Genomic DNA, 18,993 nt, shown 5'->3' with positions numbered 1-18,993 from the left:
GGGAAAACCCCGGGTGCCGGCTCTCGGTCCCGATGCCCGGCAGGCGCGCGCGCCCGGCGCGCGCCCTCAGCGCATCCGCGAGCGCGGTGGAAATCGGTCCGGCGTCATCGTGGATCTTCCCTGGGCGCCCTCCCCGCGGCTAGGCGACGTTGAACTGGCCGCCGTCGACGACGAGTTCGCTTCCGGTGATCCAGGGGGCCGCCTCCGACACGAGGAACACCACGGCCTCGGCGATGTCCTCGGGCCGGCCCTCGCGGCCCATCGGGGTGAACGTGGTGCCGGCCTCCGCACCCGCGGTGCCCAGCGCGGCGAAGGCCTCGCGGATCTCGTCGGCTCCCGGGGTGGCGGTGTTGCCGGGGGAGACGACGTTGACCCGCACCCCGCGGGGACCGGCCTCCGCGGCCAGACCGCGCGCGTAGGTGGTCACCGCCGCCTTGGAGGCGGCGTAGTGCAGCATCGTGGGCGGCGGGCTCTGGGTCACGGCGCTGGACAGGTGCACGATCGCGCCGCTGGCCTGCCCGTACATGTGCGGTAGCAGGGCGGCGTTCAGACGTACGCCCGCCATGAAGTTGATCTCCAGGTCACGCAGCCAGTCCTCGTCGGGAATGTCGAGCACGCCGCCCAGGTGCGGGGCGGTCGCGCCGGCGTTGTTGACGATGATGTCCACGCCGCCGAGCCGGTCGAGGGCATGGGCCGCCAGGTCGGCGACGCCGCCGGCGGTGGCGAGGTCGGCGGCGATGTACGTGGCCGTCTCCGGCAGCGGACCGGCCTCCTTGCGGGCCGCGGCGACGACGGTGGCTCCGGCGCGGGCGAGCCGCCGCACGATGGCCAGGCCGATGCCTCTGGTGCCACCGGTCACGATCGCGCGTTTGCCCGACAGGTCGATCCGGGTGTGCTCGTCGGGTACGTGGGCGGCTGTCTGCTGGGTCATGATCCGATTCCTGGGGTCGCTGAACACCGTGATCCCGGCGTGGGAAGGCACGGAGAGGTGAGTGGAGGCGCCCTCCGCATCACGGTGCGGGACGCTCTGTGAGAGACGTTATGCCTGGTCGGGGTTAGGGGCAAAGAGCGAAATCCAGCAGGGCTGATAGGATTTGCCTATAGAGCCTTATATCGGGAGATGCGATGAGCCTGCGCCAGTACGAGTACGCCCTCGCCATCGCCGAGGAGGGGTCGGTGACGGCGGCGGCCGAGCGGCTACGGGTCGCTCAGCCGTCGATCTCCCAGCAGATCCGGGCCCTGGAGCAGGAGCTCGGCGTCACCCTGTTCGGTCGCACGCCACAGGGGCTGGTGCCGACGGTGACCGGTCGCGCGTTCCTGAAAGAGGCCGAGATCGCGGTGTCCGCGTCGCGGCGCGCCCGTGCCGCCGCCCGGGCGGAGTCCGGGGACCTCGCGGGCGAGCTGGTGGTCGCGGCGCAGATGGGGCTGGGATCGCGCCAGTTGCCGGTCGCGCTCGGGGCCCTGCGCCGGCGTTACCCCGCCCTGGCGGTGACCTTGTTCGAGGAGTCCGACCCCGCCGACGTGGAACGCATGGCCCGCCAGGGCAGGCTCGACCTCGCCCTGGTCAACGCGGCGCCGCAGCGGTGCGGGTTCGAGGAGCATCGCCTGGGCGTCGAACCCTACGTCGCGATCTTCGGCGGCGGGCACCCGCTGCTGGCGGCCGCCACGCTGACCCTGGCGGACCTGGCCGGCGAGCCGTGGATCCGGTTCACCCGTGGCAGCGTTCTGGAGGATCTGGTGTCCGGCGCTCTGCGCGAGGCCGGCGTCACCGTCACCACGGTCGCCCGGGCCTCGCAGATCGTCACCGCGGTCCGCCTGGCCGCCGAAGGCGTCGGCATCACCATCGTGCCGGCCGCGGCCGTACCGCCAGGGTGCGAGGACCACGCGCGCACCCTGGAACCGCCGCTGTCCCAGCCGGTCATCGCCGCCGTCCGTCAGCACGCCGGTCCGGCCGAGACCGCCCTGCTGGACCTGCTGCGGCAGCAGCACTGGCACGACGCCTGACGATCAGACGTCCTCCCGCAGGGCACCGGTCGCTCGCGTCATCAGAATCCTGAAGGTCTCTCTTCCGCCGGTGGAGATCGAGCCAACAACGCGGAAACAGTCCTCTATGGCAGCACCAATGATGTCAATGAGGATGATTTTTCAGATTTTTCGGGATTGATGCTAAATGGCCGTTCTGTCAGTCAAGCCCGGCCTGCCGCGACCAGCTGTGCGAGGCCAGGTCAGGGCGTAAAAGGTAGAATTATCGCTATATCTGATCAAGCAGGCACATAGGGCAAGCCTTCTCATGCATCGCGATCTTGGACGGGGCCGAGCGCCAATTCCCAAGGTGATGCCACACCGACGCTCAGGAGGGACCGAGGTATGGTTCGCTTCCCCATCGAACCGACTCGTACCGCCCTGCTACTCGTCGATCTGCAGAGGGTGTTCGTGGAGGGGACGCCGTGGGCGGCTCCAGACGGTCCCGCGGTCGCGAAACGGCTCGCCCGGCTTGCCGGCATCTGCCGAGAGCACCGCATCACCGTGATCCACACCGCGCATGTCGTCCGCACCGACGGCAGCAACACCGGCATCATGCGCGAGATAGTGCCCCTGATCGCGGACGGGCTGATCGATGAGAGCAATCCGCTGGCCGAACTGCATCCCCTGGCCGATTTCCGCTCCGAGGACATCCTCGTCCGCAAGCCCCGCTTCGGCGCCTTCCACGGCACGGACCTCGAACTCATTCTGCGCACGGCACAGATCGACACCCTGCTCATCGGCGGCATCGCCACCCATGTCTGTTGCGACACCACGGCGCGGGAGGCGACCGCCCGCGACTTCAAGGTGCTGTTCCTCTCCGACGGCACCGCCTGCTTCTCGCTCCCCGGTACCGGAACCGGCCCCGTCGAAGCCGACGATCTCCAACGCGCCGTGCTGGCCACCCTGGCCTTCGGCTTCGGTGAGGTGCTGTCGGTCGACTCGGCCATCCATCGCATCCGGAACGGGTCCATGTGATCAACGGCTCGGTCGCAGATTGCCGGCGACTACGGGCTGGTGCGCCGGCGGGCCAGTTCTTTTCCCTCCTCCGGCAGCGCTTCGGCGACCAGCAGCCGCGGCAGCAGTTGCGGTTCCAAAGTCATCGCCCGAAAGACGAGCGCGACGGTCACGTCGTGGTGGGGCCGGTGCACGATCTCGACCGGGTCGGCGGCGCGGATTTCGCCGGGCTCGATCACGCGCAGATACGCGCCCGGCCGGGCGGCCTGCGTGAACTGCTTGATCCAGCCCTCACGCTCCAGCCAGCCCTGGAACGTCGCGCACGGGATACGCGCGCACGACACCTCCAGGACGGCATCCGGCCCGATCCGCCAACGCTCACCGATCAGAGCGCCGTTGACGTCCAGCCCCAGGGTCGTGAGGTTCTCTCCGAAGACGCCGTTCGCGAGCGACCTGCCCAACCGGGCCTCCCACCCGTCGAGATCCTCGCGGGCATACGCGTAGACGGCCTGGTCGAAACCACCGTGGTGCTTGACGTCATAGGCTCGGTCACCGGCGAGGCCGACTGCGCCGGTGCCCTTGGGGCCGGGGGCGGCGACGGCGACCGGGCCGTCAACGGGCCGCTTGTCGATGCCCGTCAATCTCAAACCCTTATGCGGGTTGGGGCGGGGCCGACCGATATTGACGGAGAGCAGCTTCATAGCGGCGACGGTACGGTCCGTTGCCCGTTCAAGCGACACCTTTTCTCCACCATTGCCGCGTCCACGGCGTGGCCGTCCGCGTCCTGCGGCGCATCCTCGCGCTCACCGCGGCCATCCGGCACAACGACCACACCGGCCGGCCGGTCATGCGCGCACTGACCGCCTACGACCGCTGAGCTCCGTGGAGTCGGTCATCTGGTCGATGGTCACCCTTCCAGGCGGGCTTTGACGGCCGCGAGTTCCCTGGGCACGTCACCGCCGAGCCAGCGGGTGACGACGGAGTCCAGCGCCACGGCGAGCGGGCGGCTGAAGTCGAAGTCCAATCGCCTGGTGACGACGGTCCCGTCGGGATGGTCGGCGCACGTGAACGTGCCTTTGAAGCGCAGGATGCGATCCTGCCAGGAGGGCACCGGCGTGATGTCGATGCGCTCGTCGCCCGTCCGGACGACCCGCTGTGTCGTGGAGGGCCCGGGCAACCCCAGCAACCGTGGCCGGAAGCGGAACGTCACGGTGTCGCCTTCGCGTTGGAGCCAGCGAATGGGGCCTATCTTGTCGTCGACCTCCCGGTAGCGCTGAAGATCCATGACGAAATCCAAGATCTCCTTGGCGGGGCGACGAATGAGGACACTTGCTTCACCATGAGCCATGAGGATCTCCTGTGACGGCTAGGAAGTCTCTTGAGGGGGGTCGGGCCTGAGGCCTGCGGCGAGTTCGAGCCAGGCCCGGAGAAAGCTTTCCTCGTCGACGTCTCCGGGGACCACCCCGAGCAGCGCGTCGAGAACGCGGTAGTAGGTGATCGCGGCCAGCAGGACGGCCGCCGTGGCATCGCTGTCGCGCACGGCCATCTGCTCGTGCGCGACCCGGGTCCGGAGCCAGCCGGCCGCCCCGCCGTACATGGGGCGAAGGAGTCCGCCGATCACCCGCTCGGCGAGATCGGGGAACTGGTCCACGTCGCGCAGGATGACCCGGACCACGTCGCGATCCTCGTCGAGCCGCGCGAGCAGGCCTCGCCCGATCAGTTCGAGCGCCTGGACGGGGTCCTCCGGCAGCGCGGGCAACAGAGCTTGACTGCCGCCCTCATAGGCCTGGATGTGCAGGTCGACCGCCGTCTCGAGGACGGCACGCTTGGACGGAAAGTGCTTGTACAGGGCTCCCGATCCCGACGTGAGACCGGCCGCCTCCTGGATGTCGGCCACGCTGGTGCGGGCATAACCACGCTCCGCGAACAGGCGAAGAGCCTCCCGGATGATGCGCTCCCGCGTTGCCACCATAGGTGAGAGAGTATTCACTCACCATATTGACCGCCAGGGGGACGAGGCGCTCGGCCGTTCCTCGATCGGAATCCGGCTCCGTGCCCCGTCCATGACCTGCGGAACACCCCTTGCCCGATGGCTGCGATCAGGCGCGTAGCGTGAGGATGTGGCTTACGACGCGGTGATCGTGGGAGCGGGGCACAACGGCCTGATCGCGGGGATACAGCTCGCGAAGGCGGGATGGTCGGTGCTGGTTCTCGAACGGGAGCCGAGAGCGGGCGGCGCGGTGCTGAGTGAGGAGCTGACCCTTCCCGGCTTCACGCATGACGTGTTCTCCACCAACCAGAACCTGCTGCTCGGTTCACCGTTCTACGCGGAGCACTCCTCGGCGCTGGCCCGGCACGGGCTGAAGTACGCGGTGGGGCGCAAGCCGTACGCCAACGCCTTCCCCGACGGCACCGCGCTCGGAGTCGAGCAGGACCTGGGACGGACCCTGGCGAGTCTGGGCGAGCGCGACAGGGCGGACGCGGACGGCTGGCTGCGGTTGCAGGAGCTGTACGACCGATTCGGCCCCACACTGTTCTCGCTGTACTCCGCGCCCGCGCCCTCGATGACGATGGCGTCGAGGATGGCCAAGGCCGCGCTGCGGTTGCGCGCCGGCGGCCTGACCCGGCTGGGGCGGCTCCTGCTCAGTTCCACGCGGGAGCTGGGCGACGACTTCTTCGCCACCCCCGAGGCGAAGGCGATGGTGGCCTGCTGGGGCATGCATCTCGACCTCGGACCCGACGTCTCGGGAGGCGCGATGTTCCCCTTCCTCGAACTCTTCACCGATCAGCGGCAGGGCATGTCGATCGTCGAGGGCGGCGCCTCGCGCATGGTGGAGGCCTTGGTGGGCCTGCTGAACCAGTACGGGGGCGAGCTGCGCACCGACGCCGAGGTGCGACGGATCATCACCTCGGGCGACACGGCCAGGCAGGTCGTGCTCGCCGACGGCCGGCGCTTCACCGCCCGGCGCGCCATCATCGCCGGCACCACACCGACCGCGCTGTTCGGCAGGCTCCTCGACCGCGCGCCCGCCAGAACGCGGCAGGACGCCGCGCACTTCGGATACGGCCCCGCGACCATGATGCTGCACCTCGCCCTCGACGGCCCCGTGCCCTGGCGCGCGGGCGAAGCGGTGGCCGGGCACGCCTACGTGCACATCGCCCCCTACGTCGAGGACCTGGCCCGCACCTACACCGCGTCGCTGAACGGCCTGCTTCCCCGCGACCCCATGCTGGTCTGCGGCCAGACCTCCGTGGTGGACCCGACGCGCGCGCCGGCGGGCAAACACGTGCTGTGGGTCCAGGTACGCACGCTGCCCTCGAAGATCAGGGGCGACGAGGCAGCCGAGATCACGGCAACGGACTGGGAGGAGGCCGCGGAGCCGTACGCCGAGCGTGTTCTGGACCGCCTGGAGGGCTACGCGCCCGGCCTGCGCGGGCGCGTTCTCGGCCGCGCCGTACTCAGCCCGCTCGACCTGGAGCGGCGCAACCCCAACCTGGTCGGCGGCGACAGCATCGCGGGCTCGATGCACCTACGGCAGAACTTCGTGTTCCGGCCGTTCCCCGGCATGTCCCGCTACGAGACGCCGGTCAAGCACCTCTACCTGATAGGCGCCTCCACCTGGCCGGGCGGCGGGGTCAACGGCCTGTCCGGCGACCACGTCGCCCGGCGGCTGACCCGCCGCGGCCGTTCGGTGTGGACTTAGGTCCTCGTCCCTTGGATCATTTGCCTGCCGCGGTCGCCTCCTCGCGGGAGTACCTAGCCGCTGTCTGTCATGGCAAGCCCCGGGCACCGCGTAGGGCACCGAGCCCGCCGGCGGAGTGGCGCCGACGTATTTCGGTCTGCCGCTCACCGACGGAGCAGATGCGTCGGGCCCGCCCGGGACTCAGCGTGAGAAGACCTACGAAACATGTCAATGATCTATCCGAATGTTTTTGCTATCGGAATTGGCGAAACCGCCTCTTACCTGCGCATATTTTCTGCTCGAGTCCCGAAACTATCGGAAAGCTGCTACTGGCGGTGTGATTGAGGGCATTCAAGGGTGCTCGACCGATATATTTCGGGGCTTCATCCGGCTCTTCGCGGTGAAAGTTTCATCGGTCGTGATGCTTCACGGTGGACGTCTGGCGGCGAAGCCGCAGTTGAGGGCCGACATCGGCGCGCAGGCGCCGGCACGGGGATTTCGGCGCCTTGACGTGACCCGCCACGTCGGATTTGCTCCGCCTCACGAGCGGCTAGCACCAACCGTGACAAGAGGCTCCGTTCGAAGTCGCGGGACGGTGGTAACGCAAATGACGCCCTGACCTGCTCTGCTGCCATTCATACGAAGCTTGGTCATCACCAGCACGTCTCGGCCTGCTCACCCGGACCGACTTCACTTGCCAGCTGTACCGTCCGCCAACGTCGACCACGGGAGGGCCCACGGTGCCAGACCTCCGCGATCCGATCCTTCGGGGACCCGCCCGGAGGTGGCGGAAGGCGTCGACAGGTTGATCGCTATGGCGGTGCGGCCGTGAAACGGCTCCGAAGATGCGACGAAAGATCTCGAACACCCCCCAATCAGTACCCGTGCCCATGGGAGACCTTTTGATGACACGCTTCATGTCCCTGTTGCTCACGGCAAGGGCCGGCTTCCGCCGCCGTAAGCCGAGCAGGTCCGAGCCGTTCGCGGTGGCATCGATCTCGCAGGGCACTTCCCTGGTGCTCAGGATGGCGGCCGTGGCGACCGTCGCGGTCGCCGTCGCCGCGGCGTCCCCCGCGCTCGGGGCCATGGGCGCGCAGGGCGGTCCCGGGACGCCCGGTTCCGCCGCCCCGGTGACCCCGAAGATGGACGGGCACTGGGTCGGCACCTGGGTGTCGATGCCGCAGCTGACCGAGCCGGGCAACATGCCACCGGCTCCGTTCACCCAGGACAACCTGGTCCTGGCCGACAGCACGTTGCGGCAGACGATCCACACCTCCACCGGTGGACGGCAGATGCGGCTGCGCTTCTCCAACGCCTTCGGCGGCACGGCCCTGCCCATCACCCGGATCTCGGTGGCGCTCCCGGCCGGGGGCCAGGCCGGCGTCAGCGCCATCAAGGCCGGCACCTCCCAGCCGGTGACCTTCCACGGGCAGCCCGGCGTGGTCATCCCGGTCGGGGCGCAGGCCGTCTCCGATCCGCTGAACTTCGAGCTGGCCCCCCGGTCGAACCTCACGGTGACGATCTACCTGGCGGAAGGGCAGAGCTCCAACGCCATCACCTCCCACCCCGGCTCCCGGACCACCTCGTACATGCTGTCCGGTGACCACGTCGACGCCGGGGACCTGCCCGGGGCGACCCCCGCCGATCACTGGTACTTCCTCAGCGCCCTGGAGGTGTGGTCCAGGCACACCACCGCGGCGGCGGTCATCGTCGGCGACTCACTCACCGACGGCAGGGGCTCCACCACCAACATGAACAACCGGTGGCCCGACCAGCTGATCGACCGGTTGCAGTCCCACTCCTCCACCGGCCAGATCGCGATCCTGAACCAGGCGGCCGGCGGCAACCGCGTACTCAACGACGGGCTCGGCCCCAACGCCCTCGCACGGCTGGACCGCGATGTCCTCGCGCAGAGCGGGGTGAAGTGGCAGATCCTCTTCGAGGGCGTCAACGACATCGGCACCGCCGAGGCCACAGAAGCCGCCCAGAAGAAGGCCGCGGCCGACCTGATCGCCGCCTACGACCAGATGATCACCCGAGCCCACACGCAGGGCATCCGGGTGTACGGCGCGACGCTGACGCCGTTCGGCGCCAACACGGCGTACGACGACGCCCAGGGATACAGGGAAGCGGCCCGGCAGACGGTCAACCAGTGGATCCGCACCAGCCGCCGGTTCGACGCCGTGATCGACTTCGACAGGACGACCCGCGACCCGGCCAACCCCCGGCAGCTGCTGCCCGCCTACGACGTCGGCGATCACCTGCACCTCAACCCGGCCGGCTACAAGGCACTCGCCGACGCCGTCCCCACCCGCCTGTTCAGAGACGAGCCGCTTCCGCGGGGCTTCGGCTTCAACTGACCCGCACCACATAGCACCAACGGCCAGGCCACCCAGAGGCGGCCAGGCACAACCCGGAGCCGGTCCCGACTCCGTGCCGGTCCAGGCGACCCCCGCCTGGACCGGCACGGCTCCCCGATGCCGGCCGTACCGTGCCGCCGCCTCGGTGCGCGCCTTCCGGTGACACGGACGCGCAAAGGACAGTTCGATGGGAATCGAAGCCGGTCGGCCATATCGTGAGTGTGTGAGGTGGTCTTCCCGGCCCGGGAGCGGCGGGGGGCCGCGCACCTCACCGATGGCGGACGGCATCGGTGAGGTGCCTGACACGGACACCGAAGGGCTGCCCGGCCGGGGCAGAGCGACGAACGTCTCGACCGAGCGTGTGTCTCCGTCGAACTGAAACGCATCCGGCGATCGGGGAACGGCAATGACCAGAGAAATCATCCGCGTTGAGCCTCTGTCGACCTACCTGGAGAACTGGAAGGCCCCGACCTCGGCCGCCACCCGAAGCGGCGACACCGTTTACGTCTCGGGATTCCCGCCGTTCGACCCCGATACCGGGGAGGTGGCCGCGGGAGCTTCGATCGAGCGTCAGACGGAGCTCGTCCTGGAGCAGATGAAACTCTGCCTCGAGACAGCCGGCTCGTCCCTGGCGAACGTCCTCAAGTGCAACGTGTACTGCACGTCGGTCGAGAAGTTCGCAGCGGTCAACGTGATCTACGCCCGTTACTTTCCTCAGGACCCGCCCGCGCGGATCTTCGTCTGCGTTCCGGCCTGGCCGGGACCTTTCGACATCGAAATAGACTGCGTCGCCACCCTGTAGCGTCGCCCATCACGCCTGGCTGAGGCGGCGCGCGAGCGCACCCGCCACGTCGGCGTGGTGCGCGATCACCGGCATGGCCGCCGGGCGGCAGGGCCCGCCGAGACGGCTCTGCCAGACCTGGATGCCCGGCATGGTCGGTGCCTCAGCCCGCCGGGAGCGTGGATTCCGGCTGTCTCATATGACCTGGTCAAGCCCGCCTCGATTTGACTGCCATCGAAGCGTTTCGCCGTTAGCGTCGGGGTATGACAGCCCCTGCAAGGCCGAGCGCCTCCGGGGGGCTGGATCGCGACCGGTCCATGGCCTGTACTGCGGTTTCCCGGTCGTGCCGGTAGATGTGCGAGTTGTGCAGATCGAAAAAGCGGTGTCGACAATCGCGCCCGCCGCGCCGTGGCTCTTCGAGGTGCGATCTGCGTCGCCCGTATCGATCAAGTCGCCCATATTGACCAAGGGGACCTTGCGATGAGAGACCACACGCCGACACCGAAACTGGTCACCGAGCATTCCGAGAAGATTCCGGGCTACACCTACGGCACCGATGAGGCCGCCGTCTCACCGTTGACGCTGGAGGACCTGGAGCGGCTCAAGGCCGTGGTAGGGCTGACCAGGCAGGACGAGGAGACCCTGATCGAGGCCGCCCGCGTCCTGGCCGACCAGGCCGACGACATGGTCACCGCCTACCGCAAGCGGCTGGGGGAGTTGCCGTTCATGCGGGCCTACTCCGGCCACCCCGACGGCTCGTCCAACCCCGAGTACGGTGCCGCGTCCAAGCCGCGCTTCGACCGGTTCATCATCGACGCCTGCACCCGCCCGCTGGATCAGGACTGGCTGAACTACCAGCACGAGATCGGGCTGCGCCACACCCGCGCGAAGAAGAACGCCACCGACCACGCCGACTCCCTCGACCACATTCCGATGCGCTACCTGCTCGCCTTCACCGCGGTCGTCATCGCCACCGCGCGTGAGTATCTGGCTACCCAGGGTGCCTCGGCCGAGCAGGTCGACCGCATGCACGCCGCCTTCACCAAGTCCGTCATGCTGCACGTCACGGTCTGGACCCGGCCCTACGTGGACGCCGCGGACTGGTGACGGATGCCCGGGGCCACGTACCGGCCTCGTTTTCAGGGGCGCGTGCGATGCCCGCGACGGCCGATCCGGTCACCGAGCAGCGGAGAAGGGGGGATTGACCGCCCGAAGACCACTCAACCTCGAAGATCACTCAACAAGGGAAGCGAAACCATGAACCGCAACCTGGCGACAGCCACAATTCAGCAGAGGTCGAACGGCGCCGAGTGGATCGGCGGGGAGCCTTCGGTGCTGGTGTTCGACGTCAATGAAACGCTGATCGACTTCGAGTCGATGAATCCTCTCTTCGAGAAGATCTTCGGCGACAAGCGGGTCATGCGCGAGTGGCTGGGTCATCTGATCATGTACTCCATGACGATCACCCTGTCCGGCCTGTACGAGGGGTACTTCACCCTGGGACAGGGGCTGCTCAAGATGGTCGGCGACATCCACGGGGTGCGGGTCTCCGACGACGACATCGAGGAGATCCGGCAGGCGATGCTGACCATGCCCGCCCATCCCGACGTGCAGGAGGGGCTGAGCCGGCTCAAGGACGCGGGTTTTCGTCTGGTGACGCTGACGAACTCCCCGTCCAACCCCGGCGGGCAGAGCCCGCTGGAGCACGCCGGTCTCGCGCACTTCTTCGAGCGGCAGTTCACCATCGAGACCGTCCGCGCCTACAAGCCCGCCCAGCTGGTGTACCACATGGTGGCCCAGGAGCTGGACGTACCGCCGTCCAGCTGCTTCATGGTCGCCGCGCACGTCTGGGACACCGTGGGGGCGCAGAGCGCCGGCTACACCGCGGGCCTCATCACCCGGCCGGGCAACGCTCCACTGCCCGTCCACTCCCTGCCGCAGCCCAACCTCGTCGTACCGGATCTGCCGGCCCTGGCCACCGAACTCGCCCGGGTCTGGCGGCGTTCGTGAACCGTGCGGGTGAAGTCATCGGGTCAGCCCTGGGCCGAAGCGGCCCAGGGCTGACCCGATTTCGCGCCGCCCGCCGGTGTCACTCGAGGAAACTCTCCGGGGGCGCCGGGCCCCACCGGTTGACCGTGTTGCCCCGATCGCTCATCTCCCAGCGCGGCGGAGTGTAGGAGGCCTCGTCGTGGATGTGCGCCATGTCGCTGTACAGCTCCAGGCGCAGTCCGGATGAGGGGTCGCGCAGGTAGACGAAGAGGTTGTGACCGGGGCCGTGCCGGCCGGGGCCGTACTCGACCTTGTGGCCGAGCTCGGCGAGGTGGTCGCAGAGCACGCGGTAGCTGTCCCAGCCGGCGACCTCGAAGGCCAGATGGTGTGCGTCAGGGCGGGCCGATCCGCCCCTGACTCCGAAGTTGTGGTGTTCCGTGCCGACCCGGAAGAAGAACAGGCCCGTCCCGATCTGCTCCGACAGCTTCAGGTCCAGCATGCCGGAGATGAGCGCCGCCGTCGTCGGAGCGTCCGGCACCTTGACGTTGATGTGGCCGAGCCGCCGTGGCCTCAGCGGAGCGGCGGGCAGCGGTGTCGCGATGGGCGGTCCCGCCGGGCGGCAGACCAGCCGCAGCCCGGACGTGTCGACGACGGCGACTCCGGCACCGCCGTCCGCGTCCGGCCGCAGCCGGTCCGCGGCCAGCCCGTACGAAGCGGCCCGGCGTTCGAGCTCTTCGAACGGATAGTCGTCCGTCACATCGAAGGTGATCTCCCGCAGTTCGGTCGCGTCCCCCGGCAGGAGGGTGAGATAGCGGCCGGGAGCGGGCTGCGCGTACTCTCCCGAGGTCGTCGCGTTCATGCCGCCGTCGCCGCGCGGCGTGACGTGGAACCCCAGGCCGTCACGGAGAAAAGCCGCGGTCGCCGCCGGGTCGGGCACGGCCACGGTGACCGAGCCCAGCCGGATCGGGAGGGTGCTCTCGTGGTCGGGGCTCATGCCGCTCCTCTCAGGCATCGATCGCCGCTTCTATGGGACATCAGCTGCCCTCTCGAATATTGATTGGTGCTCAGCTCAGGCATCGACTGGCGCCCCTCTCGGACATCGACCGGTGTTCCTCTCAACAGCGACCTCAGACGGCGATCGCGATGTACTTGGTCTCCAGGTATTCGTCGATGCCGACCCGGCCGCCCTCCCGGCCGAGGCCCGACTGCTTCACCCCGCCGAACGGCGCCGCGGCGTTGGAGACGACGCCCTGGTTGAGCCCGATCATTCCGGTCTCCAGGGCCTCGGCCGTACGCAGCGCCCGGCCCAGGTCGCGGGTGTACAGGTACGCCACCAGGCCGTACTCCGTGGCGTTGGCGAGCGCGACCGCCTCCTGTTCGGTGTCGAAGGCCAGCACCGGGGCCACCGGCCCGAAGATCTCCTGCGTGAGCAGGTCGGCCGTGCCGGGGACGTCGGCGAGCACCGTGGGGGGATAGAAATATCCGGGGCCGTCGAGGGGGGCGCCGCCGGTCAGCACCCGCGCGCCCTTGCGGACCGCGTCGTCCACCAGGGTGCCGACCTTCTGGCGGCCGGCCTCGTCGATCAGCGGGCCGATCTGGCTGCCCTCGGCGAGTCCGGGAGCCACGCGGAGCTCCGCCATCCGCTTGGCGAGCCGGTCGGCGAACTCCGCGGCGACCGGGCGTTGCACGTAGAACCGGTTGGCCGCGGTGCAGGCCTCCCCCATGTTGCGCAGCTTGGCCAGGAGAGCCCCCTCGACCGCGGCGTCCAGGTCCGCGTCGGCGAACACCAGGAAGGGGGCGTTCCCGCCCAGCTCCATCGACGTACGGAGAACGCCCCCGGCCGCCTGCGACAACAGGAGCCTTCCCACCTCGGTGGAGCCGGTGAACGACAGCTTGCGCAGCCGCGAGTCCTTCAGCAGCGAGCCGACGACCGCGGCGGGGTCCGACGTGGTGACGACGTTGACCACTCCGGCGGGAACGCCGCAGCCCTCCAGGATCGCGGCCAGCGCGAGCGTGGTGAGCGGGGTCTGCTCGGCCGGCTTGACCACGACGGTGCAGCCGGCCGCGAGGGCCGGGCCGATCTTCCGCGTGGCCATGGCGAGCGGGAAGTTCCACGGGGTGACGAGCAGGCTCGGCCCCACCGGCTGCCGCATGACGAGGATCCGTCCTCGGCCGTTCGGCGAGACCGTGTACCCGCCGTCGATGCGGACCGCCTCCTCGGCGAACCAGCGGAAGAACTCGGCGCCGTAGTCGATCTCGGCGTACGCGTCCGCCAGCGGCTTGCCCATCTCCAGCGTGATGAGCAGGGCCAGCTCCTCGCGCCTGGCATGGATCTCCTCGAACGCGCGGCGCAGGATCTCCCCGCGCTCGCGCGGAGCGGTGGCCGCCCACGAGGCCTGGGCGGCCACCGCGGCGTCGAGCGCGGCCAGGCCGTCGGCCGCGGTGGCGTCGGCGACCGAGGCGAGGTCGGTGCCGTCGGCCGGGTTGGCGACGGGGAAGGTCCGCCCGCCGGTGGCCTCCCGCCAGCCGTCCCCGATCCGCAGCCGGGTCGGGATCTCGGCCAGCACCCGCTCGGGGGTGACGTCTGTGCTCATGATGGGGTCCCCTCCAGGGTCGCGCGGGCGGCCGGCGTCGCAGCGGCGCCCGCGAACGGCTTCAGCTCGCAGATCTCGTCGAGCTCGCGCCCGCTCCCGCGGGCGCCGGCCGCGTTGAGCAGGCTGCGAGCCAGCGACAGGTCCTGCAACGCGGTGCCGACCGATTTGAACACGAGCAGATCGCGGTCATCGCCCCGGCGTACGGCACCCGCGTCGGCGGCCGCGCGGGCCGCGGGCACGATGCGGTCGGTGGGCAGCGCGCCGTGTGTGATCGCGTCGATCACGTCGCCGGACTCCAGACGGACCTGGCGGTCGTCGTCTACGAGCAGGGTACCCGCTCGGGCCAGCGTGGCGCGGTCAAGCTCGCGCAGGTCAGGGCGGGTGGAGCCGATCGACAGCACCACGGCGCCCGGAGCCAGATCCGCCCCGTTCACGACCGGCTCCCGGGACTTGGTGGCCAGCACGACCAGGGGAGTGCCGGTCGCCTCGCGTACGGTGTCCACCGCCCGCACGTCGATCTGCAGCTCCTCGGTCATGCGGGCGGCGAACTCCTCCCGCCGCGTCGCGGACCTGCTGTACACGAGCACCTGCTTCACCGGCCAGCGGCGTGCCATGAGCCGCAGGTGCCCCGTCGCCTCGAAACCCGAGCCGACCAGCCCGACCTGCTGGTGGCCGTCGGCGCCGAGCAGCTCTCCGGCCACCACCGTGTAGGCGGCGGTACGCAACCGGGTCAGCTCGTCGGCGTCGAACAGGCCGAGCAGACGCCCTGAGGCCACGTCGTACAGCAGGACGAGGTATCGGGTGCCAAGGCCCTCGGCGAGGGTCATGACCTTCACTCCCATGACGTCGCCGAGGACCGCGGGCATGACCCGCAGGAAGCCCGAGCCGCTGGGAACGTCGATGCGGGGCGGTAGCTCGGTGCGCCCGAGGGATTCCGCGTCGAGCACGGAGCGGGCGGCCGCCAGCACCACGTCGTCGGTGGCCAGCGCGCGGATGTCGTGCGCGGACAAATGCAGGGTCATCTGTTGTCTTCCTGATTCAGGCCGGGTTGCGACCGAGGTAGAAGTCGTCGTCACCGGCGGGCAGTTCGAATCCGGAGGCCGCGAGCCCGGCGCGCAGCGACTTCATCTGGCCGGGATTCAGCCGCATCTGCGGCATGCGCAGCAGACCGCCGTTGAAGCCCTGCAGCCAGCCGAGATACTTCCAGCCCACCCGGTGGATGAGCCCCGCCCCCGCGAAGCTCGCGTGGAACGCGCCCTTGGCCGCCCGCGCCGCCTGGTAGGACCAGAAGACGTCCATCGCCTCGTCGTACTTGCCGGCCGAGGCCAGCTCGTAGACGCGGGGCACCCGGTCGCCGAAGGACTCGTACGCGCTGGTGCCGAACCACGGAACGCCGAACTTCTCCACCAGCGCGGGGAGGTTCTGCTCCATCGGGTTCTCCACGATCAGCCGGTCGCCGACCCGGCGGTGGATGTCGGCGAAGGCCGTCATCGAGGCCGAGCCGCCCCCCTCGTACTTCAGGGCGGCGGCGGTGTCGATCCGGGCGATCTCCTCGATCGCCTCCGGCGGGAAACCCGACGGGTGCAGCGGGGAGAATCCCCAGGTCATCACCGCGAACATGATCAGCGCGAGGTCGGTGCGCTCGGCCACGTACTTCGTGTGGTCCACGATGTCGGAGGCCGAGCCGGGCCGGAAGCCGGGCGGGTACGACAGCAGCGCGGCCTCGTAGCCCAGTGCCTCGGCCGCCTTGGCGGCGATCAGCTCCTCCTCGACGGTGGAGAAGCTCAGGTGGGCGACGAGCCGGAAGCGCTCGGGCGCGGCCTCGGCCGCGATCTCCATGAAGCGGAGATACTCCTCCAGCGTGGTGCCGCTCTCGGAGGCGACCAGCGTGCCCCAGAACCCGTACCGCGCGGCGAGACGCACATCGTGCGCGATGCCCGCGGCGTTGAGGGTGCTGAAATCGGAGGTGAAGGACGGCAGCGTCACGTTGCACAGGCCGCGCCATTCGGTGCGGGCCCGGTCCTTCACTTCGGCCCTGGTGTAGGGGAGGCTCACTACGACGGTCCTTTCATCGAAACGGATTAAGAGGCGAATACGTCCACGCGGGACGGATCAGGAGACGGGCACGTCCACGCGGGCGTCACCGGCGGCGTGGATGGCGCGGTACAGCCAGCGCCCGGAGTGACCGAACCAGTCCTGCGTGGCGAGGGCCGCCCGGCGGGGAGTGTCGCGGGCCGCGGCCCGCTCCGGGGCGTCCAGAACGGACAGGTCTCGCAGCTCGTGCAGCGCGATATGGGTCCATTCGGGGCCGGCGCTGCCGGGGCGGACCGCATACCTGCGCACCCGCAGCCAGCCGTCGGCCTTCATGAGCATCGGAACGTGCTCCTCGCCGTACCAGCCCTCGAACGCAGGCCGCGCCTCCTCGGGCACGGTGAAGGCGACCGCCCAGAGGTAGCCGGACGGCTCGGTGTTCTCCCCGGTGTCGGAGATCTCCTCGCATATGTGACGGGTGAAACCCCGGACGCTGCCGAGCATCCGCGCGGTCCGCTCGCCGGGGTCGGTCTTGAGCCGCTGGTAGCCGGGCGTTTCCAGCGCGGCCAGGTCGTCGATGAAGTAGCACGCGAGAAAGCGCGGCTCTCCTTCGAGGGCCTCGTAGCGAACGGCCGCGGAGAAACCCGGCAGGGCCAGGCGTACGGGAATGTGCTCGGTCTCGTACCAGTCGTGGAAGTCGTCCTCCTGCCCGGGAGGCGGCTCCATCTGCGAGAACAGCAGGCCTTTCACGGCTCTCTCCTTTCTGCGATCACGGTTTCCGCGATCAGGGAAGCGGTCGGGACACGCCCGCCGACAGGCGTACGAGTCGCTGGGGTGGCGGGGTGTTGCGGCTCCGTACGAAGCGGACCTCGCCCTGGGTGATCACCGAGGCGACGGCGGGCAGGTCGCCGAGCTTCAGCGCACCGCGCCAGTCGGAGGCCCGTGACCCCAGCGGAGCGTCGATGACGACCAGGTCGGCGGGACGGCCCACCTCGATGCGGCCCGCGTCGAGCCGGTAGGTCGCCGCGACGTTCCCGGTCGCCGCCGCCACCGCCTGCGCGGGGTCGAGCGGGCCCAGGGAGACCAGTTCGGCCATGGTGCGCAGTAGCGCGAGCGGGATCACCCCGGTGCCGGTGGGGGTGTCGGAGGCGATGAGCAGCCGCTCCGGGCAGCCGGCCTCCAGCGCCAGCTCGCTGATGTGGATCGCCGAGCGCAGGTTGCCGGCCTGGACGAGCTGGAGGGCCATGCCGTGGCCGTGGGTGACCAGCGCCTCGTTCTCCGCGGGGGACAGGGCCGTCGGACCACCGTTGACGTGGCCGAGCACGTTCGGCCGCATCTCCAGCAGCGCGTCCGCGTCGATGAGTTCGAGGCTGCCGCGGATGGATCCGCCGCCGGTGTGGACCATGACGATGAGGCCCGCCTCGCGGGCGGCGCGCACCACGGGCACGTAGCCGCGAGGGCCGTCGAAGGCTCCGAACCCGCCCTTCGCCAGCCCGACGCCGGCCGCGGCCAGCTCGGCGAAGTCGTCGGCGGTGAGCCCGGGCTCCAGGATCACCGAACCGGCGTGGACGGTGACGCCCCCCGGCCGGTAGTCGCGGAAGCAGCGCTGCGCGGCGATGGCCAGCGCCTTGACCCCCACGACGTCGGTCGGCCGGCCCGGCACGTGCACCTCGCTGGCACTGATCGCCCGGGTCATTCCGCCGTGCAGGTAGCTCTCCAGGAAACCGACGGTCCGCTGCCGCGGCGTGTAGTCGCCGAAGGTCACGTGCACGTGGGAGTCGATGAGCCCCGGGACGACCGCGGCGCCGGCCGCGTCCAGGACGACATCGCAGCCGTCCGGGTCGACCTGGCCGCTCGGCCCGATCCAGGTGATCAGGCCGTTCCGGCAGATGATCGCGTCACCGTCGATGGGCGAGCCGGCGAGGTCTCCGGCGTGGGAGTCGCCGATGTTGACGATCGCGGTGCGGCCTCCCTCCGCGACCTCCGCCTCGGATCCCGTCATTGCAGGCCGTCCCCCTTGGCGTCGGCCTTGGCCAGCCCGCCGAGGCGGCTGTGCACGCGGCCGCGGCTGGCCAGGGCCACGATGACGACGATCTCGTCGGGCCGGGGGCCGTCGGGCACGGACACCGTGACGGTGTCGTAGAACTCGCGGACGAACAGTGCCGTCTTGTAGGCCAGCGGGATGTCGATCGTCGTTCCGGCGGCGGCGACCTTGGTGTTGGAGGTGACCCAGGTGTTGCCGCCGATCCCGTCCCGCAGCGCGTCGCCGAACGGGGTCGTCAGGCAGGCGACGCCGTGCTCCTGCTCGCCCGAGACCCCGACGATGGCGCCCTTGCCGCAGCTCTCCGCCTCGACGCCGAGCGCCTCCTTGGCACGGGTGACGAGCTCGACGGCCAGCTTTCCGGACGGCTCGGTGAGCTCGTCCAGGGTCTCCGACCAGCGGCCCGCGTACGGGTTGGCGATCACCGCGGCCACGGCGGCCTTGCGCAGCGGCGGATTCACCTGGGGTCCTCCGTCGTCCGCGATCTCTTCGACGACCGTCAGCCACTTACGGACGTGCAGCTCCATCTTCCCTG

Annotated in this window: 19 protein-coding genes; 7 read left to right on the top strand and 12 right to left on the bottom strand. The window is 69.7% G+C overall.

Annotated features, from left to right (window positions below; all coding sequences use genetic code 11):
• Positions 1–139: 139 nt before the first annotated feature.
• Entirely contained in the window at positions 140–931 is a 792-nt protein-coding gene (locus DKM19_RS23800) for an oxidoreductase (protein ID WP_110698499.1), read from the bottom strand.
• A gap of 194 nt (positions 932–1,125) precedes the next feature.
• Between DKM19_RS23800 and DKM19_RS23795 the strand changes: the two genes are divergently transcribed.
• Both DKM19_RS23795 and DKM19_RS23790 read left to right on the top strand, forming a co-directional pair.
• Positions 1,126–2,004 carry a LysR family transcriptional regulator gene (locus DKM19_RS23795; RefSeq protein WP_110698497.1) on the top strand — a complete coding sequence of 293 codons (879 nt, stop codon included), beginning with the start codon at positions 1,126–1,128 and terminating at the stop codon, positions 2,002–2,004.
• Between the two features lie 363 nt (positions 2,005–2,367).
• Positions 2,368–3,000 (top strand): cysteine hydrolase family protein, encoded by a 633-nt coding sequence (locus DKM19_RS23790; protein WP_110698494.1) that lies wholly within the window; start codon positions 2,368–2,370, stop codon positions 2,998–3,000.
• Between the two features lie 29 nt (positions 3,001–3,029).
• On the opposite strand, the gene DKM19_RS23785 is transcribed toward DKM19_RS23790, so the two are convergent.
• The 3 genes from DKM19_RS23785 to DKM19_RS23770 all read right to left on the bottom strand — a co-directional run bounded on the left by DKM19_RS23785 (position 3,030) and on the right by DKM19_RS23770 (position 4,951).
• A complete protein-coding gene (locus tag DKM19_RS23785) occupies positions 3,030–3,620 on the bottom strand; it encodes an MOSC domain-containing protein (protein ID WP_239514397.1) in 591 nt (196 codons plus the stop codon).
• A gap of 266 nt (positions 3,621–3,886) precedes the next feature.
• Positions 3,887–4,327, bottom strand: a complete 441-nt coding sequence (locus DKM19_RS23775) for an SRPBCC family protein (RefSeq protein WP_110698490.1) — start codon at positions 4,325–4,327, stop codon at positions 3,887–3,889.
• A gap of 18 nt (positions 4,328–4,345) precedes the next feature.
• Positions 4,346–4,951: a TetR/AcrR family transcriptional regulator gene (locus DKM19_RS23770; RefSeq protein WP_110698489.1), complete on the bottom strand. Its 606-nt coding sequence runs from the start codon at positions 4,949–4,951 to the stop codon at positions 4,346–4,348.
• 148 nt (positions 4,952–5,099) lie between these two features.
• Between DKM19_RS23770 and DKM19_RS23765 the strand changes: the two genes are divergently transcribed.
• The 3 genes from DKM19_RS23765 (at position 5,100) to DKM19_RS23755 (ending at position 9,824) form a co-directional block, all read left to right on the top strand.
• Positions 5,100–6,683, top strand: coding sequence for an NAD(P)/FAD-dependent oxidoreductase (locus tag DKM19_RS23765; protein WP_110698487.1), 1,584 nt, complete (start codon positions 5,100–5,102; stop codon positions 6,681–6,683).
• Positions 6,684–7,567: 884 nt separating this feature from the next.
• Positions 7,568–9,022, top strand: a complete 1,455-nt coding sequence (locus tag DKM19_RS23760) for an SGNH/GDSL hydrolase family protein (protein WP_204358974.1) — start codon at positions 7,568–7,570, stop codon at positions 9,020–9,022.
• Positions 9,023–9,428: 406 nt separating this feature from the next.
• Positions 9,429–9,824: a RidA family protein gene (locus tag DKM19_RS23755; RefSeq protein ID WP_110698484.1), complete on the top strand. Its 396-nt coding sequence runs from the start codon at positions 9,429–9,431 to the stop codon at positions 9,822–9,824.
• Between the two features lie 9 nt (positions 9,825–9,833).
• Here the strand turns inward: DKM19_RS23755 and DKM19_RS52565 are convergent, their stop codons facing one another.
• Positions 9,834–9,956 carry a hypothetical protein gene (locus tag DKM19_RS52565; RefSeq protein WP_255415545.1) on the bottom strand — a complete coding sequence of 41 codons (123 nt, stop codon included), beginning with the start codon at positions 9,954–9,956 and terminating at the stop codon, positions 9,834–9,836.
• Between the two features lie 327 nt (positions 9,957–10,283).
• Here DKM19_RS52565 and DKM19_RS23750 point away from each other — a divergent pair, with 327 nt between their 5' ends.
• Together DKM19_RS23750 and DKM19_RS23745 are read left to right on the top strand one after the other, a co-directional pair.
• Positions 10,284–10,910, top strand: a complete 627-nt coding sequence (locus tag DKM19_RS23750; protein ID WP_110698482.1) for a protoglobin domain-containing protein — start codon at positions 10,284–10,286, stop codon at positions 10,908–10,910.
• Positions 10,911–11,060: 150 nt separating this feature from the next.
• A complete protein-coding gene (locus DKM19_RS23745) occupies positions 11,061–11,813 on the top strand; it encodes a haloacid dehalogenase type II (RefSeq protein WP_110698480.1) in 753 nt (250 codons plus the stop codon).
• A gap of 79 nt (positions 11,814–11,892) precedes the next feature.
• Here the strand turns inward: DKM19_RS23745 and DKM19_RS23740 are convergent, their stop codons facing one another.
• The 7 genes from DKM19_RS23740 to DKM19_RS23710 form a co-directional block, all read right to left on the bottom strand.
• Positions 11,893–12,786: a VOC family protein gene (locus tag DKM19_RS23740; protein ID WP_162641703.1), complete on the bottom strand. Its 894-nt coding sequence runs from the start codon at positions 12,784–12,786 to the stop codon at positions 11,893–11,895.
• Between the two features lie 133 nt (positions 12,787–12,919).
• On the bottom strand, positions 12,920–14,386 hold the full coding sequence (locus tag DKM19_RS23735; RefSeq protein ID WP_110698477.1) for an NAD-dependent succinate-semialdehyde dehydrogenase: 1,467 nt from the start codon (positions 14,384–14,386) through the stop codon (positions 12,920–12,922).
• Positions 14,383–15,408 carry an ornithine cyclodeaminase family protein gene (locus tag DKM19_RS23730; RefSeq protein ID WP_110698475.1) on the bottom strand — a complete coding sequence of 342 codons (1,026 nt, stop codon included), beginning with the start codon at positions 15,406–15,408 and terminating at the stop codon, positions 14,383–14,385. The genes DKM19_RS23735 and DKM19_RS23730 overlap by 4 nt, the downstream gene beginning before the upstream one ends.
• 16 nt (positions 15,409–15,424) lie before the next feature.
• Positions 15,425–16,441: a dihydrodipicolinate synthase family protein gene (locus tag DKM19_RS23725; RefSeq protein WP_110698473.1), complete on the bottom strand. Its 1,017-nt coding sequence runs from the start codon at positions 16,439–16,441 to the stop codon at positions 15,425–15,427.
• Between the two features lie 57 nt (positions 16,442–16,498).
• A complete protein-coding gene (locus tag DKM19_RS23720; RefSeq protein ID WP_110698471.1) occupies positions 16,499–17,167 on the bottom strand; it encodes a DUF4286 family protein in 669 nt (222 codons plus the stop codon).
• Positions 17,168–17,201: 34 nt separating this feature from the next.
• Positions 17,202–18,419 carry an amidohydrolase family protein gene (locus DKM19_RS23715; protein ID WP_110698469.1) on the bottom strand — a complete coding sequence of 406 codons (1,218 nt, stop codon included), beginning with the start codon at positions 18,417–18,419 and terminating at the stop codon, positions 17,202–17,204.
• Positions 18,416–18,985: an amino acid synthesis family protein gene (locus DKM19_RS23710; protein WP_110705923.1), complete on the bottom strand. Its 570-nt coding sequence runs from the start codon at positions 18,983–18,985 to the stop codon at positions 18,416–18,418. The genes DKM19_RS23715 and DKM19_RS23710 overlap by 4 nt, the downstream gene beginning before the upstream one ends.
• Positions 18,986–18,993 lie beyond the last annotated feature (8 nt).

Source organism: Streptosporangium sp. 'caverna' (assembly GCF_003203775.1).
GTDB classification, from domain to species: domain Bacteria; phylum Actinomycetota; class Actinomycetes; order Streptosporangiales; family Streptosporangiaceae; genus Streptosporangium; species Streptosporangium subroseum.
Note: the sequence above shows the minus strand (reverse complement) of the source record. Positions and strands in the feature narration are given on the sequence as shown.

Excerpts from the sequence above, each read along its gene's own strand:
- DKM19_RS23750 (WP_110698482.1), top strand. The coding sequence starts at position 10,284 with ATGAGAGACCACACGCCGACACCGAAACTGGTCACCGAGCATTCCGAG.
- DKM19_RS23740 (WP_162641703.1), bottom strand. The coding sequence starts at position 12,786 with ATGAGCCCCGACCACGAGAGCACCCTCCCGATCCGGCTGGGCTCGGTC.
- DKM19_RS23715 (WP_110698469.1), bottom strand. The coding sequence starts at position 18,419 with ATGACGGGATCCGAGGCGGAGGTCGCGGAGGGAGGCCGCACCGCGATC.
- DKM19_RS23730 (WP_110698475.1), bottom strand. The coding sequence starts at position 15,408 with ATGACCCTGCATTTGTCCGCGCACGACATCCGCGCGCTGGCCACCGAC.
- DKM19_RS23735 (WP_110698477.1), bottom strand. The coding sequence starts at position 14,386 with ATGAGCACAGACGTCACCCCCGAGCGGGTGCTGGCCGAGATCCCGACC.
- DKM19_RS23770 (WP_110698489.1), bottom strand. The coding sequence starts at position 4,951 with ATGGTGGCAACGCGGGAGCGCATCATCCGGGAGGCTCTTCGCCTGTTC.
- DKM19_RS23800 (WP_110698499.1), bottom strand. The coding sequence starts at position 931 with ATGACCCAGCAGACAGCCGCCCACGTACCCGACGAGCACACCCGGATC.
- DKM19_RS23760 (WP_204358974.1), top strand. The coding sequence starts at position 7,568 with ATGACACGCTTCATGTCCCTGTTGCTCACGGCAAGGGCCGGCTTCCGC.
- DKM19_RS52565 (WP_255415545.1), bottom strand. The coding sequence starts at position 9,956 with ATGCCGGGCATCCAGGTCTGGCAGAGCCGTCTCGGCGGGCCCTGCCGC.
- DKM19_RS23710 (WP_110705923.1), bottom strand. The coding sequence starts at position 18,985 with ATGGAGCTGCACGTCCGTAAGTGGCTGACGGTCGTCGAAGAGATCGCG.
- DKM19_RS23790 (WP_110698494.1), top strand. The coding sequence starts at position 2,368 with ATGGTTCGCTTCCCCATCGAACCGACTCGTACCGCCCTGCTACTCGTC.
- DKM19_RS23795 (WP_110698497.1), top strand. The coding sequence starts at position 1,126 with ATGAGCCTGCGCCAGTACGAGTACGCCCTCGCCATCGCCGAGGAGGGG.
- DKM19_RS23745 (WP_110698480.1), top strand. The coding sequence starts at position 11,061 with ATGAACCGCAACCTGGCGACAGCCACAATTCAGCAGAGGTCGAACGGC.
- DKM19_RS23775 (WP_110698490.1), bottom strand. The coding sequence starts at position 4,327 with ATGGCTCATGGTGAAGCAAGTGTCCTCATTCGTCGCCCCGCCAAGGAG.
- DKM19_RS23755 (WP_110698484.1), top strand. The coding sequence starts at position 9,429 with ATGACCAGAGAAATCATCCGCGTTGAGCCTCTGTCGACCTACCTGGAG.